Genomic DNA, 15,240 nt, shown 5'->3' on the forward strand with positions numbered 1-15,240 from the left:
CACCTGGCACCTCGCACCCGCCGGTACATGACCGCAGGGGCTGTCCGGCCTGACGGCCGGACAGCCCCTCACCAAGATCTTCATCGACCTTCTAGCCGCCGTTTCGACGGCCCCTCGCGGGCCGTCGGAGGTGCTGTGGCAAGGAGGAAGTGCGGGGTCGTCTCGGACGCAGCGGCCCGGGAGCCTCCGCGTGTCCGGCCGGCAGCGTGCAAGACGAACGCCCCGACCGTCCTGCCCGGTCGGGGGCCGTCGACGACATGCATCGGCTCCTGGGCCGTACGAGGCTCCCCCAAGCCGCTCGACAGCGACCGGCAGGCCCCCGCAACCCTCAGTGAAACCCCAGGTCACAGCCCCCGCACCGAACGGGTTAACACCCGAGGCTGGACGTCAGGCAAGATGGGGTGTATCTGCCCACTGCCAGATTTCAAGCTGCCGGACGGTTTCTCTTGGCTGAGTTCATTTACACCATGCGCAAGACGCGCAAGGCGCACGGCGACAAGGTGATTCTTGATGACGTCACCCTGAACTTCCTGCCGGGGGCCAAGATCGGCGTCGTCGGTCCGAACGGTGCCGGTAAGTCGACCGTGCTGAAGATCATGGCGGGGCTGGAGCAGCCCTCCAACGGTGACGCCTTCATCTCGCCCGGCTACAGCGTCGGCATCCTCCTGCAGGAGCCCACGCTCACCGAGGACAAGACCGTCCTGGAGAACGTCCAGGAGGGTGTCGCCGAGGTCAAGGGCAAGCTCGACCGGTTCAACGAGATCGCCGAGCTGATGGCCACCGACTACTCCGACGCGCTGCTCGACGAGATGGGCAAGCTGCAGGAGGACCTCGACCACGCCAACGCGTGGGACCTCGACGCCCAGCTGGAGCAGGCCATGGACGCCCTCGGGTGCCCGCCCGGCGACTGGCCCGTCACCACCCTCTCCGGTGGTGAGAAGCGGCGTGTGGCGCTCTGCAAGCTGCTGCTCGAAGCCCCTGACCTGCTGCTCCTCGACGAGCCCACCAACCACCTCGACGCCGAGTCGGTGAACTGGCTGGAGCAGCACCTCGCCAAGTACGCCGGCACCGTGGTCGCCATCACCCACGACCGGTACTTCCTCGACAACGTCGCCGAGTGGATCCTCGAGCTCGACCGCGGGCGTGCCTACCCGTACGAGGGCAACTACTCCACCTACCTGGAGAGCAAGGCGAGCCGTCTCAAGGTCGAGGGCCAGAAGGACGCCAAGCGGCAGAAGCGCCTCAAGGAAGAGCTGGAGTGGGTGCGGTCGAACGCCAAGGGGCGCCAGGCCAAGTCCAAGGCCCGTCTCGCGCGGTACGAGGAGATGGCCGCCGAGGCCGACAAGATGCGGAAGCTGGACTTCGAGGAGATCCAGATCCCGCCGGGCCCGCGGCTGGGCAGCATCGTCGTCGAGGTCGACAAGCTGAACAAGGCCTTCGGGGAGAAGGTCCTCGTCGACGGGCTCAGCTTCACGCTGCCGCGCAACGGCATCGTCGGCGTCATCGGCCCGAACGGCGCCGGCAAGACCACGCTCTTCAAGATGATCCAGGGCCTGGAGACGCCGGACTCCGGTGACATCAAGGTCGGCGAGACCGTCAAGATCTCCTACGTCGACCAGGGCCGTTCCAACCTCGACCCCAAGAAGACGCTGTGGGAGGTCGTGTCCGACGGGCTCGACTACATCAACGTCGGCCAGGTCGAGATGCCGAGCCGGGCGTACGTGTCCGCGTTCGGGTTCAAGGGCCCGGACCAGCAGAAGCCGACCGGTGTCCTCTCCGGCGGTGAGCGCAACCGCCTCAACCTCGCGCTCACCCTCAAGCAGGGCGGCAACCTGCTGCTCCTCGACGAGCCGACCAACGACCTGGACGTCGAGACGCTCTCCAGCCTGGAGAACGCGCTGCTTGAGTTCCCCGGCTGCGCCGTCGTCGTCTCCCACGACCGGTGGTTCCTCGACCGGGTGGCGACCCACATCCTCGCCTACGAGGGCGAGTCCAAGTGGTTCTGGTTCGAGGGCAACTTCGAGTCGTACGAGAAGAACAAGATCGAGCGGCTCGGGCCGGACGCCGCGCGTCCGCACCGTGCCACCTACAAGAAGCTGACCCGGGGCTGATCGATCTTGCGTCATCTCTACCGCTGCCCCCTGCGCTGGTCCGACATGGACGCGTACGGCCATGTCAACAACGCGGTCTTCATCCGCTACCTGGAGGAAGCCCGGATCGACTTCCTGTTCCGCCCGGACAAGGAGTTCAAGCAGGGGTCGGTGGTGGCGCGCCACGAGATCGACTACAAGAGGCAGCTCGTGCACCGGCACCACCCGGTCGGCATCGAGCTGTGGATCACCGAGATCAGGGCCGCGTCCTTCACCATCACCTACGAGGTGAAGGACGACGACCTGGTCTACGTACGGGCCTCGACGGTCGTCGTGCCGTTCGACTTCGACGCCGGACGGCCGCGCCGGATCACCGCCGAGGAGCGGGACTTCCTTGAGGAGTACCGCGACGACGACAAGGAGGAGGCCGTCGCCGCATGACGGTGCTCCACCTCGCTGACGACGGGGAGGCCGCGGATCTCGCGGCCTTCCTCTCCCGGCTGCTCCGCTACGACCGTTCGGCCGCGGTACGGCTGCAGGCCGCCGGCACCGCACTCGCCGTCTTCGGGCGGCCGCCGTCCTTCGAGGTGCTGGCGATCCGCGCGGTGCGGCTCGCCAAGCCGTACGAGGACGGCCTGGACGTCACCCTCGACGTGACCGTGTCGGCGGGGGAGCTGCTGGAGTCGGTCGACGAACAGGCCGCCACGGCCGCCGTGCCGGGGGCGGTGACCGGGCCGCCCTGGGCCGGGGTGCTGCCGCCGCGGGGCGGCTGGCGGGCCGAGCCGGGGCTGCCGGCGCCGCAGGCGCTGCGGGCCACGGTCGCCGCCGCGGTCGGCGAATTCCGGTCCCGTACCGAGGAGTTGGCCCCGGAGGGTCGTACCCGGGCCGAACTCGACCGGATCGGGCGGGACATCTGGTCCCGGACGGTCGGCGACACCCGGCTGCCGGTCCGGGCCGTGCACGCGGCGCAGTCGCTGGGCTTCCTGCGGCCGGACGACGAGGCCGGGGCCGTGCTGCTCTCGGCGGGCGCGTGGCTGCGGCTGCGGACGCCGTTCGGGTCGATCGCCGTACGGCGGGCGGGACTCGGGGCACTGGACGTCAGCGTCCGCTGAGAGCCGTCGGTGGAGTTGTTCCACCAGGGGGACTAATCAGCACATATCACTGGTGCGTCGTGGTGGTGTCGTCACGGAGAGTATCTAACGTGGCGTGTTCCGACCACGAAAGGTGTCAGTGTGAGAACTCGCTTCGGAACGAAACGGAGATCGGCGCTCGGAGTCACGGTCGCGGCGCTGGTCGCGATCGTCGCCGCCTCGGCCGTACCGGGAGCGGCCTCCGCCGTCCCGGCCGGAGGGGACCACGGACGATCGGCCCACTGGGGCGTCATCACCCGCAACACGATCGGCTCGCCCGTCGCCGCCCTGCGGGACGGCCCGTTCGGCTCGTTCGGCGTACCGGCTCAATTCGCCCATCCGCCCTACGGCCACGGCAGCCTCGGGATCGAGGTGGCGGACAGGTCCACCTCTCTCAGCCCGCCCAGCGAGGCCGTCCACTTCGGCAACGAGGTCGACTTCTACGGCGCCCCGGTCCTGCGACTGCATCAGGTCGGCTTCCACGTCTTCCAGACCGGCGAGAACGTCGGCTACGGCGGCGCCAACGTGAACATGCCGAACATCAGGTTCGAGATCAATCCGAACCTCGGCAACTCCACCGCCACCTACTCCTCGATGGTGTGGAATCCGCCCGACGTGCCTGTGGCGAGCAGGAACCGGTGGAGCGACTACCTGGACGCCACCACGACCGGATCATGGTGGCTCACGGGCAACGCGGGAACCGCGACCGGCTGCACACTGGCCACCCAGTGCACCTTCCCGCAGCTGATGACGGCCCTCAACGACGGCGGCGCGGAGCCCGTCATCTACACCGCCGGCGTGAGCAAGGGCCGCGACTTCATGTGGATCGGGGCCGTCGACGGCCTGCGGATCAACGGGACCGTCTTCGACTTCGAATCCGGCGGAGTCAGAGCGCGCTACGCCCGCTGAGTCGCCGCACGCCGACACGCCGAGGACGGGCGGCGGTCAGTCGGGGGTGTTGACCATCGAGGCGGCCGCGTAGGTGAGGTAGTTCCAGAGCTGTTCCCGGTGCTCCTCGGAGAGACCGAGCTCGTCCACGGCCACCCGCATGTGCTGCAGCCAGGCGTCGTGCGCCGCCCGGTCCACGGTGAACGGCGCGTGCCGCATCCGCAGCCGCGGGTGGCCGCGGTTGTCGCTGTACGTCGTGGGGCCGCCCCAGTACTGCATCAGGAACAGGGTGAGCCGTTCCTCGGCCGGTCCCAGGTCCTCCTCCGGGTACATCGGCTTGAGGATCGGGTCCTCGGCGACGCCCTCGTAGAAACGGTGGACCAGTCGGCGGAAGGTCTCCTCCCCGCCGACCTGCTCGTAGAAGGTCTTCTCCTGAAGCGTGCCGCGCCGAATCTCTCTCACCCGTACATGGTCTCAGACGGGGTGACCCAGGACTCGAGGCCTAGGACCCCGGGCCGGGCGGGGACACGCGCCTAGGGTGGAGGCATGGGCGGCTACGACAGCGGGATCGAGGGGCTCGCCGCCGTGGCCCGGGCCGCGCTGGTGCGGGAGATCGACGCCGAGGGGGTCTGGGCGGCGGAGCCGGTGTGGCGGGAGGCGTTCGCGGAGGTGCCCCGGCACCTGTTCGTGCCCTACTACTACGTCGCCGGGGCGCACGGCTATGAGCGCCGGTGGGGCGAGAGCCCGGATCCGGCGGCCCGGGAACGATGGGTGCGCGGCGCCTACGAGGACGTACCGCTGGCCACCCGGCTGCGCGACGGCGAGCTGCTCTCCTCCAGCAGCCAGCCCTCGCTGATGGCGCGGATGCTGGTCGCGCTGGGGGTGGCGGACGGCGACCGGGTCCTGGAGATCGGCGCCGGCACCGGGTACAACGCGGCACTGCTGGCGCATCGGCTGGGCGACGACGACCTGGTCACCACCGTCGACGTGGAGCCGGAGATCAGCGAGTCCGCGCGACGGCACCTGGCCGCGGCGGGGTACCGGCCGGCCGTGGTCACGGGGGACGGGGCGCGGGGGGTGCCGGAACGGGCGCCGTACGACCGGATCATCGCGACGTGTGCGCTGCCGAGCGTGCCGCGGGCGTGGGTCGACCAGTGCGGGGAGGGGGCGCGGATTCTCACGCCGGTGGCCACCGGGTTGCTGGCGCTGACCGTGCGGGGTGGGTGCGCCGAGGGGAGGTTCCTGCCGTCGGCGGCGTTCTTCGTGCCGTTGCGCGGGATGCCGCGGGCGGGGGTGGGGGATCTGGGCGGGGTGCCGCCAGGAGCCCTGGGGGATGAGCTGTTCCAGTTCCTGGCCGAGCTGACCCAGGGGGTGCTCAGTCCGCGGGAGGCCTATGAGGTGTGGGCGGGGGAGGGGATGCCCGGGCGGGAGCGGTATGGGGTGAGCGTCGGGAAAGACGGGGAGTGGGTGTGGCTGGACGACCGGGAGGGGCCGTTTGTATGGCCGCTCCCGGTCTGAGCACGGTTCTTCGGCTGCGGGCCGGTGGGGGCTGGTCGCGCCCACGCGGCGGAGCCGCACATCGATACAGCCCCGCGCCCCTTTCGGGGCGCTGCACCTCAGCCTCGTCGGGGTTGACCGCGCCCACGCGATACAGCCCCGCGCCCCTATGGGGCGCTCAGCCCCGTCGGACGGTGATCGTCGTCCAGGCGCCCACGTGCACCCGGTCCCCGTCCTGCAGTGGCACCGGGACGAACGGCTGGATGGGCTCCTCGCCGCCGTTGACCGTGGTGCCGTTCGTCGAGTTCTGGTCGACGACCGCCCAGCTGCCGTCGGGCTGCTGGACCAGGACCGCGTGCTGGTGCGAGACGCCCGGGTCCTCCGGCGGCACCGACAGGTCGATGTCGGGGGTGTCGCCGGTGGAGTGCCGGCGGCGGCCGATGGTGACCTGGTTGCCGGTGAGCGTGCGCTGCTGCTCCGGGGAGTACGCGGGCAGGTTGAGGCCGGCCGCCTCGGGGCCCGAGCGCTGCATCATCGCCATGAAGTACGCGCGGTCCGGGCCGATCGTCGCGATCCAGGTCGCCGGGCCCTGCGGGGCCTGCGGGAAGGCGGGGCCGGGCGGGGCCTGGGTGGCGCCGGGCTGCGGGTAGCCGTAGCCGCCGGGGCGGGCGGGCGCGCCGGGGCCCGCCGGACCACCGGCCGGCCCGGGCGGGGAGATCACCCAGTCGTCGTCACCGCCGCCGAAGGCCGGGCCGCCGGCCGGCGGCCTGGTCTCCTGCGGGAAGCCGGTCGGGGCCGACTGCTGGTAGGCGCCGGGAGCGCCGCCGGTGGTCGCACCGGGGCCGCCGGGCGGCGGAACCGGCGGGCGGGACGGGTCCGCGCCGCCGAAGGGCCCGGCGCCGGGTCCGCCGGAGGGGTCGCGGGTGTAGGGGCCCGAGGGCTGGCCGGCGCCGGGCGGGGCACCGAACGCGGACGGGCCGCCGGCGTTCTGGCCCGGGGCGCCGCCGTACGGCGGGGGCGGAGAAGAGGGGCCGCGCTCGCCGCCGAAGGGCGGGGGAGAGGACTGGCCGCGGTCACCGCCGCCGAAGGCGGGCGGACCCGGCTGGCCACGGTCGCCACCGAACGCCGGAGGACCGGACTGGCCGCGGTCGGGGCCGCCGAAGGCGGGCGGGCCGGGCTGGCCACGGTCGCCGCCGAACGCCGGAGGGCCGGGCTGTCCGCGGTCGCCGCCGAAGCCCGGCTGACCGGGCGGGCCCGACGGGCCGGGCGGCGGTGCCGAGGGGCCACGGTCGGCGCCGAAGGCGGACTGGCCGCCGCGCTCGCCCGCGAACGGCGTCGGGCCCGAGGGCTCGCTGCCGAAGGACGGGATCGGCTCGGCCGGACGGTTCACCTGCGAGGGGCGCGAGCCCTGGTACTCGTACGAGTCGCCGCCGCCGAACGTCGGCGGGGCCGGCGGCCGGAAGGTGGGCGCGGCCGGACCGGGACCGCCCGCCGGGGGGCGCGGGGCGGCGGGGGTGTACGAGGTGGCCGTGTTGGTCAGGAAGTTCCAGCGGCACTCCTCGCAGAACGGCGCACCGCCCTCACGGGGCGTACGGCACTGCGGGCACAGCTCCGGCTCGTGCGCGTTCGGCACCGCGGACAGATGGCGGCCACCGCCCATCGGGCCACCGGCCGGGGCGCCGGGCGCGGGCGGCGGGAAGCCGTAGCCGCCGGCGGTCGGCGGGGGCGGCGGAGGTACGGCACCGGCCATGCGGTGACCGCACACCTCGCACCAGTCGTCGGAACCCGACTGGTGTCCGTTCGGGCAGGTCGGCATGGCGGGCTTCCCTCTCTGTCAGGTTCGTCCTGAGCCTGTCTGGATGGTCCTGCGGGTGGACTGTCAGGTCACTTCTTTACACGAACAGTCTTTGTGGACCTTGTCTCGAGAGTCATCTCGTCGGCCTCCTCGACCTTCGCCTTCAGTCGCACAGTACCTGTCGTGGCGTCGACCACGTCCACCACCTTCGCAAGCAGTTTCGCAGTATCCGCGTTCCCGGAAGCGCTTGCCAACTGAACGGCCCGACCCAGTTTGGCTGTTGCCCCGTCCATATCGCCTGCTTTGCGCAGATCCAGGCCCTGTTGGATGGCTTGTGCCAGTTCGGCCTGGCCGGTGTAGTGGGCGACCTGGGGGTTGATGGAGGTCGAGGCGACCATGTCGTCCGTCCACACCGCCTTGATCAGGCCCTGCGCGCCCAGGTTCTGGACGCTGCCGTCGGGCTGCGGGACGACCAACGACACCCGTGCGGCGAGCATTTCCCGGCCGAGCCCGGCCGTGGGGACCTCCACGCAGACGTGGTAGTCACGGGACTCGTCGCCCCAGGAGCCGGTGGGGTAGTCCCCGGCCCGCGGCCCCGCTTCGGTGCGGCGGTCGGTCAACGCCTCGACCGTGGGCGCCACTTGCTTGACGAACTTGATGGTCGTGCCGACCGGGGTCCACAGCCGCAGCGCGACGTCCGCGACCTCCTTGCCCATCGCCGTCTCCATCATCTGCGTGAAGTCGGCGGCCAGGCCCGTGGGATCGGCGACGATGTCGGCGGTGCCGAGCAGCGCGGAGGCGATGCCTGTGACTTCTTTCACTTCCCAGTCGGTGCCGACACCACGGGCGTCACAGGTGAACCGCCCGGCGCAGGAGTCCAGGGCGGCCCTGAGGTCCTCCGGCGCCTCGTGCTCGTTGCGGCCGTCGGTGAGCAGGATGCCGTGCCGGATGGTGATGTCCGCGGAGGACAGGAGACGGTCGGCAAGCCGCAGCCAGGTGCCGATCGCCGTGCCGCCGCCCGCGCTGAGCCTGCGCAGCGCCTGCTTGGCCTGCTCGCGCGAGGTGCGGTCGGCCACCGCGAGCCGGCCGCCGCCCGGGTAGACCTCCTTGGCGACGTGCGTGCCGCCGATCACCGCGAAGTGGGTGCCGTCGCGCAGGGTGTCGATCGCGGCCGCGGTGGCGTCCCGGGCGTTGCGCATCTTGGTGGGCGGGTAGTCCATAGAACCCGAGCAGTCGACCATGATCGCCACCCCGGCGGAGGGCCCCTGCCCGGGTGCGTACGACGCCCCGACCGCGGTCCCGACGGTGCCGCCGCCGGTCGCCGTCACCGTGACGATCGCGTTGACCTCGCGGCCGCCCTCCGGCAGGTACTCGTTCTGGTACACGTCCACCGAGAACTGCGGCACGTTCGACTTCGAGAAATTGGCCATGACTGCTCTGGTCCCCCTCCACCCCACGCGTGGTGGGTGCTGACGGTGTGCGGACCGGTCCCCTCCGGTCCGCGGGTACTGCCCCGTACGTCTCGATCCCGTTTGCGGCCGTTTTGCGACGGCCTCAGGCGGATCCTGCCCCCTGCGGCGGTGCCGGGAACGGCAGCAGCGCCACTGTTACGTTGTCGTGGCCCCCGCCGTCCAGGGCGTGGCCGACCAGGACCCGGGCCGCGTGCAACGGCCGCACGGCCGCGTCCGCGGGGACGATCTCGGACATCTCCTCGGCCGTCTCCGCGTAGTTCCACAGGCCGTCGGTGCACACCACCACCACACCGGGCCGGTCCGGCTTGAAGGACGCGGTGTGCGGCTCCACCTCGTAGGCGTCCGCGCCGAGCCAGCCGGTGATCGCGTGGGCGCGCTCGTCGGCGTACGCCTCCGCCTCGCTCATCAGGCCCGCGGCGACCATCTGCGCGGCCCAGGAGTCGTCCTCGGTGAGCCGGGCCGCCGGGGCGGCGCGGTCCACCGGCACCCAGTAGACGCGGCTGTCGCCCACCCAGCCGACCACCAGCAGGCCCGAGGCCACGACCGAGGCGACGATCGTGCACGCCGGGGCGTTCTGGTGCGGGGTGTGCTCACGGGCCGACGGGGGCTCCTCCGCCAGGGCGTTGACGGCCTGGGAGGCGGCGACGATCGCGTCGTGCAGCGCCTGCTGCGGATGGGTGCCCTGCTCCAGCGCGGCCTGCAGCGCCTCGACCGCGGCCCGGGATGCGGCCATGGAGGCCTCGTCGGGACGGGTCGCCGAGGAGACGCCGTCGCAGACGACCGCCAGCGAGGCCGGGGTGCCGTCGGGCAGCGCGGTGTGGCCGACGGCGAACGCGTCCTCGTTGCGGTGGTGGCGCAGCCCGCGGTCGCTGACGGCGGCCACCGGGCCCGCCTCCTGCTCCATGTGGTCGCGCTCGCGGGGCTGGGCGTGCCCGCAGTTCTCGCAGTAGCCGTCGTCGTCGACCCGGCCCGCACGGCAGGCCACGCACACCTTCGGCAGCTCGGTGGTCTCGGCGGCGGAGGCGGCCACCCGGGGATCCGGCGCCTGCAGCGGGTACTCGTCGGGCTCCGGCGGCCGGTCGAACCGCACCCCGGAGGCCGGCGACACCGGCGAACCGTGCGGGGGCGGCGACGCCGGCGAACCGTGCGGCGACTCGGGCAGCTGCGTGCCGCCCGAGTCGGTGCCGGGCAGGTCGGTCGGCAGATGCGGTGCCGCGGGCTTTCCGGAGCTCTCCGGCTCGGGCGGGGGCCAGTCCACGCCCGAGGATCCCACACCGGCGGCGCCCATGGTGAGGGTCGGGTGGTCCTGCGGCGCGGCGGGCACGGCCGACAGGTCGTACCCGCACGCACCGCAGAACAGGTCACCCGATTCGAGCGGCTCCGCGCAGCTCGGGCACTTCGCCGGTGCGGCCTGCTGGGGCATCTGCGACATCAACTACACCCACGTCCGGGGGCGGTAACGGTTGGCCCGTTCCACCAGGTCGATCCTCTCCTCACCGCCGGCCGCCAGTCTGGCCAGCGTGCGGTACGAGCGTTCCAGGCCGAAGCGGAGGCCCCGCTCGTCCAGACCGCTGCCGAGCAGCACCCGGCCGCCGGCGGCGGGCTGGGAGTCCTGGCCCCCGGAGAGTATCCAGTCCAGCGCGCAGCCGAGGACTTCCGCCGACAACTGCTCGCGCCTGGCCGGGTCCAGACCGTACGCGTCCAGCGCCTCGATCTGCCCGGCACCGGCCGACAGGTCGTCCAGGAACGGGGTGTCGTCGGCCGCCGCGTTCCGGTGCCGCAGCCGCGCCCGTACGGCCGCCACCCGGGCCGCCGTGTAGTGGATGGAGGCCTCCGGCACCGACTCCAGGGTCCGTACGGCACCCCGCCGGTCCCCGGCCGCCAGCCGCACCCGGGCCAGCCCGAACGCGGAGCTGACGAAGCCCGGGTCGGTCGCCCACACCAGCCGGTAGTACTCGGCGGCGTTGTCCAGCTGGCCGAGCACCTCCGCGCACAGGCCGAGCGCCAGCTTCGGCGCGCTCTCGCCGGGGAAGGCGTCGTAGATCGCGTCGAAGGACAGCGCCGCGCCCTCGAAGTCGCCGGTGACCAGGGCGGTCACGCCCCGGTACCAGACCACCCGCCAGTCGTCCGGCTGCTCCTCCTCCAGCTCGCCCAGCGCAGCCAGGGCGGCCTCGTGGTCGCCGCTCTCCAGCCGGGCGCGGATCTGGCGCAGCCGGGTCTCCACCGTCTGGGCCGGCGCCGCGGCCAGCGCCCCGAGCAGCTCGCCCGGCGCCGAGGTCATCATCAGGCCCGCCAGGAAACCGGCGTTCGGGTCGTTCTGGTCGACGAGCGGGACCGGCAGGGCGAGCGCGGCGGCCGGCGTGGCGATCGGCCTGACCAGGGCCGGGTCGGCCGGGTCCGGGGCCGCTCCCGACGGGTCCAGCGCGAGCGTTCTGGAGGCCACCGCCCGCGCGCCCAGCCGGGACACGTCCCCGTCCAGCTTCGGGAACAGCTCGGTGTCCGTGACCTTCACCTCGGGCCCGAACAGCGTCGACAGCGCGGGCCGCGCGGTACCGGTCTGCACCGACACGACCTCGCGCAGCACACCGGTCAGCTGCTCGGCCATCTCCTGCGCGGAGGCGAACCGGCGCGCCGGGTCGGGGTCGGTGGCCCGGACCAGCAGCCGGTAGAACGACTCGTACTGCCGGAAGACCTCGATGTTGTCCGGGTCGGGCAGCGAGTCCACGAAGACGGTCGTGTAGCCCTGGAAGTCGAAGGTGAGGACGGCGAGGGTACGGCCGACCGTGTACAGGTCGGAGGCGACGGACGGGCCGACCTCGGCGACCTCGGGCGCCTGGTAGCCGACCGTGCCGTAGATGGCCGACTCCTCGTCGTCCATCCTGCGCACCGCGCCCATGTCGATCAGCTTGAGCTGGTCCTCGGTCTGGATGGCGTTGTCGACCTTGAAGTCGCAGTACAGGAGATTGCGGCTGTGCAGGTGGCCGAGGGCTTCGAGGGCCTCGATGCCGTACGCGCAGGCCTGCTCCACCGGCAGCGGGTCCCGGCGGCCCTCCGGGGTACGGCGGTCGTTGGCGATCTCCTTGAGGGACTTGCCGCCGACGTACTCCATGACGATGTAGCCGTCGAGGGAGCCGGTGCGCTGGTCGAGGTGCTCGACGAAGTTGTAGATCCGCACGATGTTGGCGTGCTCGATCTCCGCGAGGAACCGCCGCTCGGAGATCGCGGCGGCCATCGCGTCCTGGTCGCCGGTGTCCAGCAGACCCTTGAGGACCACCCAGCGGTCGGCGACCGCCCGGTCCACGGCCAGGTAGATCCAGCCCAGGCCGCCGTGCGCGATACAGCCCGCGACCTCGTACTGGCCGTGCACCACGTCGCCGCCCTTGAGCTTGGGCACGAACGAGTACGGGTTGCCGCACTTGGTGCAGAACCCCTCGGTCCGCCCCGGCTGCTCCCCGCGGGCCCGGCCCACCGGCGCCCCGCAGTCCGACCGCGAGCAGAACCGCTTCCGCTCCGGCACCTCGGGGTTCTCCAGGACCATCTCGCGCGGGTCCGGCTTCGGCACCTGCGGCACCGCGACCAGGCCCGCGCCCAGCCGGCTGCGCGCCGACGCACTGCTCGACGAACCGGAGCTGCGCACCGACACCGAACGGCCCGTCGAACTGCCCGACAGGGACCGCGACAGCCGCCCGGACACCGAGCGCCGCGACTTCGACGACTGCGACGACGTACGCGAGCTGCCGCGGCCGGTGGAGCGCGAACTGCCGCTGCCCGCCGAGCCCCTGCCGCCGGCCGTGATCCCGGTGTGCGGCGACTCCACCATCCCGGTCGCCGAGACGACCGGCGCCAGACCGCAGGTGTCGCAGTACAGCTCACCGCCGCCCACGTCCTCGTACGACCCCTCGCAGCCCGGCCGCTGGCAGGCCTCTCCCGCCTGACTCACGCCTACTCCCCCCTCCGGTCCTCGGGCCCGCTCTGCTGCGGCACCCGCGGCGCCCCCAGCGCCTCGGCCGTAGCCCGCTGGTAGCGCAGCACCGCCTCCTCCGCGACCCTGAGATCGCAGGGCGCGCTCCACAGCATCCGCCGGGCCGCGTCGTACCGCTCGATCAGGAACGGGTCCTCCGCCAGCCCGTGCCGGGCCACCTTCGCCTTGTACGCGTCCAGCCGGCCGCGCAGCTCCGCGCGGACCGCGAGCGGCGCGGCGACCGCCGTCAACGACTCGCGGGCGCGCAGCAGTTCGTCCTCCGCCTTCTGCTCCAGCGACTCGAGCAGCGGTGACAGGCGGTGCCACTGGGCCTGTCTGCGGTACTCGGCGGCCGCCGCCAGCTGCTCCTGCAGCACGGTCGGAGGGCCGCTGACCACCGGCACCTCGGTCGCCGCGATCTTCGCCAGCACCTCACCGCGCGCGGTGCGCGCCTCGGCGAGGGTGCGGTCCGCGCGGGACAGCACGTCCCGCAGCTTGATCAGCCGGGCCTCGGCGTCCTGCCGTACCGTCAGCACGGCGTCGATCTCGCGCCGCACCTCCTCCAGCGCCCGGGCCTCCCGGTCGTACACCGTGGTGTCCGGACGGCCGCCGCCGGGTGCCGAACTCCCCGGCGCCGGGACCCAGAACGTCAGCGGGTCCGAGACGACGTCCTCCCGGAGCCTCGTCAGGGTCCGGGTGATCCGCTCCAGGTCGTCGCCCGCCGGGTGCTCGCCGGGGCGCACCCCGACGGAGTGCGCGAGCTTGCGGGTGCGCTGCAGCTCCGCGGCGAGTAAATCGATCCGCGCGGGCAGCGCCGACCACACCGCGTCGGCGGTGACGACCATGTCCAGCGAGGTCGCGTACAGCTCGTTCATCCGGTCGACCAGGGCCGCCAGGGAGAACCGCTCGCTGAGCCGGCCGGCCGCCGACAGCAGGGTCGGCGCGTTCGCCGTCGCGGTCGCGCTGCCCGCCACCGTCACGGACTCGCCGCGCAGCAGCTCGGTCAGCTCCACCAGGTCCTCACGGCTGGACCAGCGGCGCCTGGCCCTGATATCCCGGGCGGAGCGCAACGCGTCCGTGTAGGCGTCGAAGTAGGCCCACAGCAGGGTGATCGAGGCGTCGGCGGTCGTCCACCGCTCCCGGGTGGTCCCGGTCAGCTCGGCGCCTTCCAGGAGCCTGCGGCCCGCGTGGTCCTGCAGGGCGAGCAGCGAGGTCTCGATCGCCTCGTGCTCCGCGCCGAGCCGCGCCAGCGCACGGTCCACCTCGTCCCGGTCCATCACCGGCCCGGCGGGGTCCGTGACGCCCATCGATCACCTCTCGCTTGCTCGTCGGGGCTGGGCCGCGCGGATGCGGGTCAGCTGCTGCGCAGGTACTGCGGCGCGGGCGGTTTCGACGCCGCCGAGTCCGTTCCCAGTGTCGCCGACAGCCACCTGTCGTACGACGCCTGCCAGCCGTCGGCCCGGTACTCCACCAGGATCTGGTTGACCCGGCGTACCAGATCGGTCGCGTCCTTCTTCATCGCCACGCCGTAGTACTCGGTGGTGAACGCGGCGCCCTTGAGCTCGACCGTCGGGTCCTGGGCGGCCTGGCTGGCGGCCAGCGCGCCGTCGGTGACCACCGCGTCGACCTCGCCGAGCTGCAGCCTTACCAGGCAGTCGAGTTGGTTGGGGACGGTGGTGGAGATGTCCGCCGAGGCGACCAGCTTCCCGGACTTCTTGTCGGCGTCCAGCTTGGTGTACGCCGTCGAACCGGCCGCCGTGCAGATCTTCTTGTGCGCCAGCGTGCCGTTGTAGCCCGTGATCGACGAGGACTTGGGGGCGAGGACCTGCTGCCCGGTCTTGAAGTACGGCGCGGAGAACGCGACGTCCTTCAGCCGGTCGCAGTTGATGGTCATCGTGCGCACCACCATGTCGACGCGGCCGTCCTGGATCGCCGGTATCCGCTGGCTCGTCGGAATCGCCTTGAACTGCACCGCGTTCGGGTCGCCGAGGATGTCCTGGGCGATCCGGTGCACCAGGTCGATGTCGAAACCCTCCAGCTCCGCGTCCGAGTTGTTCGGGTTGCGGTAGCCCCAGCGGTAGCTGTTCTGGTCGACGCCGACGATCAGCTTCCGCTTGGCGCCGGTACGGGCCTTGATGGCGTCGATGGTGGACCCGTCCGCGCCCGACGGCGACCAGGTCTCGTTCTGTGCCTGGGAGTCGGTGCAGTCGTCGGCCTTCGCCGGGCTGCCGGTCGCCAGCCCCGGACCGCCGATCCCCTCGCCCTGGCCGCCCTCACCACGGGACTGGGTGAGCGGCAGCAGCAGGACGAACGCCAGCGCCAGGGCGCAGCCGACCGCCATCGCACCCACTCCGCCCCAGCCGCGCAGGGAGGCCCTCAGCCGCCGCACGAACATCGCCACGCCCCC

The 15,240-nt window shown here is 72.4% G+C and carries 12 protein-coding genes; 5 read left to right on the top strand and 7 right to left on the bottom strand.

Features of this window, described 5'->3' with window-relative positions; all coding sequences use genetic code 11:
- The first annotated feature begins 446 nt into the window (after positions 1-446).
- The 4 genes from ettA to ABZ887_RS27240 all read left to right on the top strand — a co-directional run bounded on the left by ettA (position 447) and on the right by ABZ887_RS27240 (position 4,129).
- Complete coding sequence (gene ettA / locus ABZ887_RS27225) at positions 447-2,111, top strand: energy-dependent translational throttle protein EttA (protein WP_361294215.1); 1,665 nt, start codon at positions 447-449, stop codon at positions 2,109-2,111.
- Between the two features lie 6 nt (positions 2,112-2,117).
- A complete protein-coding gene (locus ABZ887_RS27230; protein WP_361294218.1) occupies positions 2,118-2,531 on the top strand; it encodes a thioesterase family protein in 414 nt (137 codons plus the stop codon).
- Positions 2,528-3,202 (top strand): hypothetical protein, encoded by a 675-nt coding sequence (locus tag ABZ887_RS27235; RefSeq protein WP_361294221.1) that lies wholly within the window; start codon positions 2,528-2,530, stop codon positions 3,200-3,202. The genes ABZ887_RS27230 and ABZ887_RS27235 overlap by 4 nt, the downstream gene beginning before the upstream one ends.
- A 120-nt stretch (positions 3,203-3,322) precedes the next feature.
- Entirely contained in the window at positions 3,323-4,129 is an 807-nt protein-coding gene (locus ABZ887_RS27240; RefSeq protein ID WP_361294224.1) for a hypothetical protein, read from the top strand.
- Positions 4,130-4,165: 36 nt separating this feature from the next.
- Here the strand turns inward: ABZ887_RS27240 and ABZ887_RS27245 are convergent, their stop codons facing one another.
- Positions 4,166-4,570 carry a globin gene (locus ABZ887_RS27245; RefSeq protein WP_361294227.1) on the bottom strand — a complete coding sequence of 135 codons (405 nt, stop codon included), beginning with the start codon at positions 4,568-4,570 and terminating at the stop codon, positions 4,166-4,168.
- A gap of 84 nt (positions 4,571-4,654) precedes the next feature.
- Between ABZ887_RS27245 and ABZ887_RS27250 the strand changes: the two genes are divergently transcribed.
- On the top strand, positions 4,655-5,626 hold the full coding sequence (locus ABZ887_RS27250) for a methyltransferase domain-containing protein (protein WP_361294230.1): 972 nt from the start codon (positions 4,655-4,657) through the stop codon (positions 5,624-5,626).
- A gap of 157 nt (positions 5,627-5,783) precedes the next feature.
- On the opposite strand, the gene ABZ887_RS27255 is transcribed toward ABZ887_RS27250, so the two are convergent.
- The 6 genes from ABZ887_RS27255 to ABZ887_RS27280 form a co-directional block, all read right to left on the bottom strand.
- The gene (locus ABZ887_RS27255; protein WP_361294233.1) at positions 5,784-7,421 is read right to left on the bottom strand and encodes an FHA domain-containing protein; all 1,638 of its coding nucleotides are present in this window, start codon (positions 7,419-7,421) and stop codon (positions 5,784-5,786) included.
- Between the two features lie 68 nt (positions 7,422-7,489).
- Complete coding sequence (locus ABZ887_RS27260) at positions 7,490-8,830, bottom strand: VWA domain-containing protein (protein WP_361294236.1); 1,341 nt, start codon at positions 8,828-8,830, stop codon at positions 7,490-7,492.
- A 124-nt stretch (positions 8,831-8,954) separates the two neighbouring features.
- The gene (locus ABZ887_RS27265) at positions 8,955-10,307 is read right to left on the bottom strand and encodes a protein phosphatase 2C domain-containing protein (protein ID WP_361294239.1); all 1,353 of its coding nucleotides are present in this window, start codon (positions 10,305-10,307) and stop codon (positions 8,955-8,957) included.
- Positions 10,308-12,812 carry a tetratricopeptide repeat protein gene (locus ABZ887_RS27270; RefSeq protein ID WP_361294242.1) on the bottom strand — a complete coding sequence of 835 codons (2,505 nt, stop codon included), beginning with the start codon at positions 12,810-12,812 and terminating at the stop codon, positions 10,308-10,310.
- Between the two features lie 2 nt (positions 12,813-12,814).
- On the bottom strand, positions 12,815-14,140 hold the full coding sequence (locus tag ABZ887_RS27275) for a hypothetical protein (RefSeq protein WP_361294245.1): 1,326 nt from the start codon (positions 14,138-14,140) through the stop codon (positions 12,815-12,817).
- Positions 14,141-14,187: 47 nt separating this feature from the next.
- Positions 14,188-15,228: a glutamate ABC transporter substrate-binding protein gene (locus tag ABZ887_RS27280; protein ID WP_361294595.1), complete on the bottom strand. Its 1,041-nt coding sequence runs from the start codon at positions 15,226-15,228 to the stop codon at positions 14,188-14,190.
- Between the last annotated feature and the right edge of the window lie 12 nt (positions 15,229-15,240).

Source organism: Streptomyces sp. NPDC047061, assembly GCF_040643955.1.
Taxonomy (GTDB): domain Bacteria; phylum Actinomycetota; class Actinomycetes; order Streptomycetales; family Streptomycetaceae; genus Streptomyces.

Coding starts and splice junctions, on each gene's coding strand:
- ABZ887_RS27255 (WP_361294233.1), bottom strand. CDS start 7,421: ATGCCGACCTGCCCGAACGGACACCAGTCGGGTTCCGACGACTGGTGC.
- ABZ887_RS27250 (WP_361294230.1), top strand. CDS start 4,655: ATGGGCGGCTACGACAGCGGGATCGAGGGGCTCGCCGCCGTGGCCCGG.
- ABZ887_RS27235 (WP_361294221.1), top strand. CDS start 2,528: ATGACGGTGCTCCACCTCGCTGACGACGGGGAGGCCGCGGATCTCGCG.
- ABZ887_RS27260 (WP_361294236.1), bottom strand. CDS start 8,830: ATGGCCAATTTCTCGAAGTCGAACGTGCCGCAGTTCTCGGTGGACGTG.
- ABZ887_RS27275 (WP_361294245.1), bottom strand. CDS start 14,140: ATGGGCGTCACGGACCCCGCCGGGCCGGTGATGGACCGGGACGAGGTG.
- ABZ887_RS27280 (WP_361294595.1), bottom strand. CDS start 15,228: ATGTTCGTGCGGCGGCTGAGGGCCTCCCTGCGCGGCTGGGGCGGAGTG.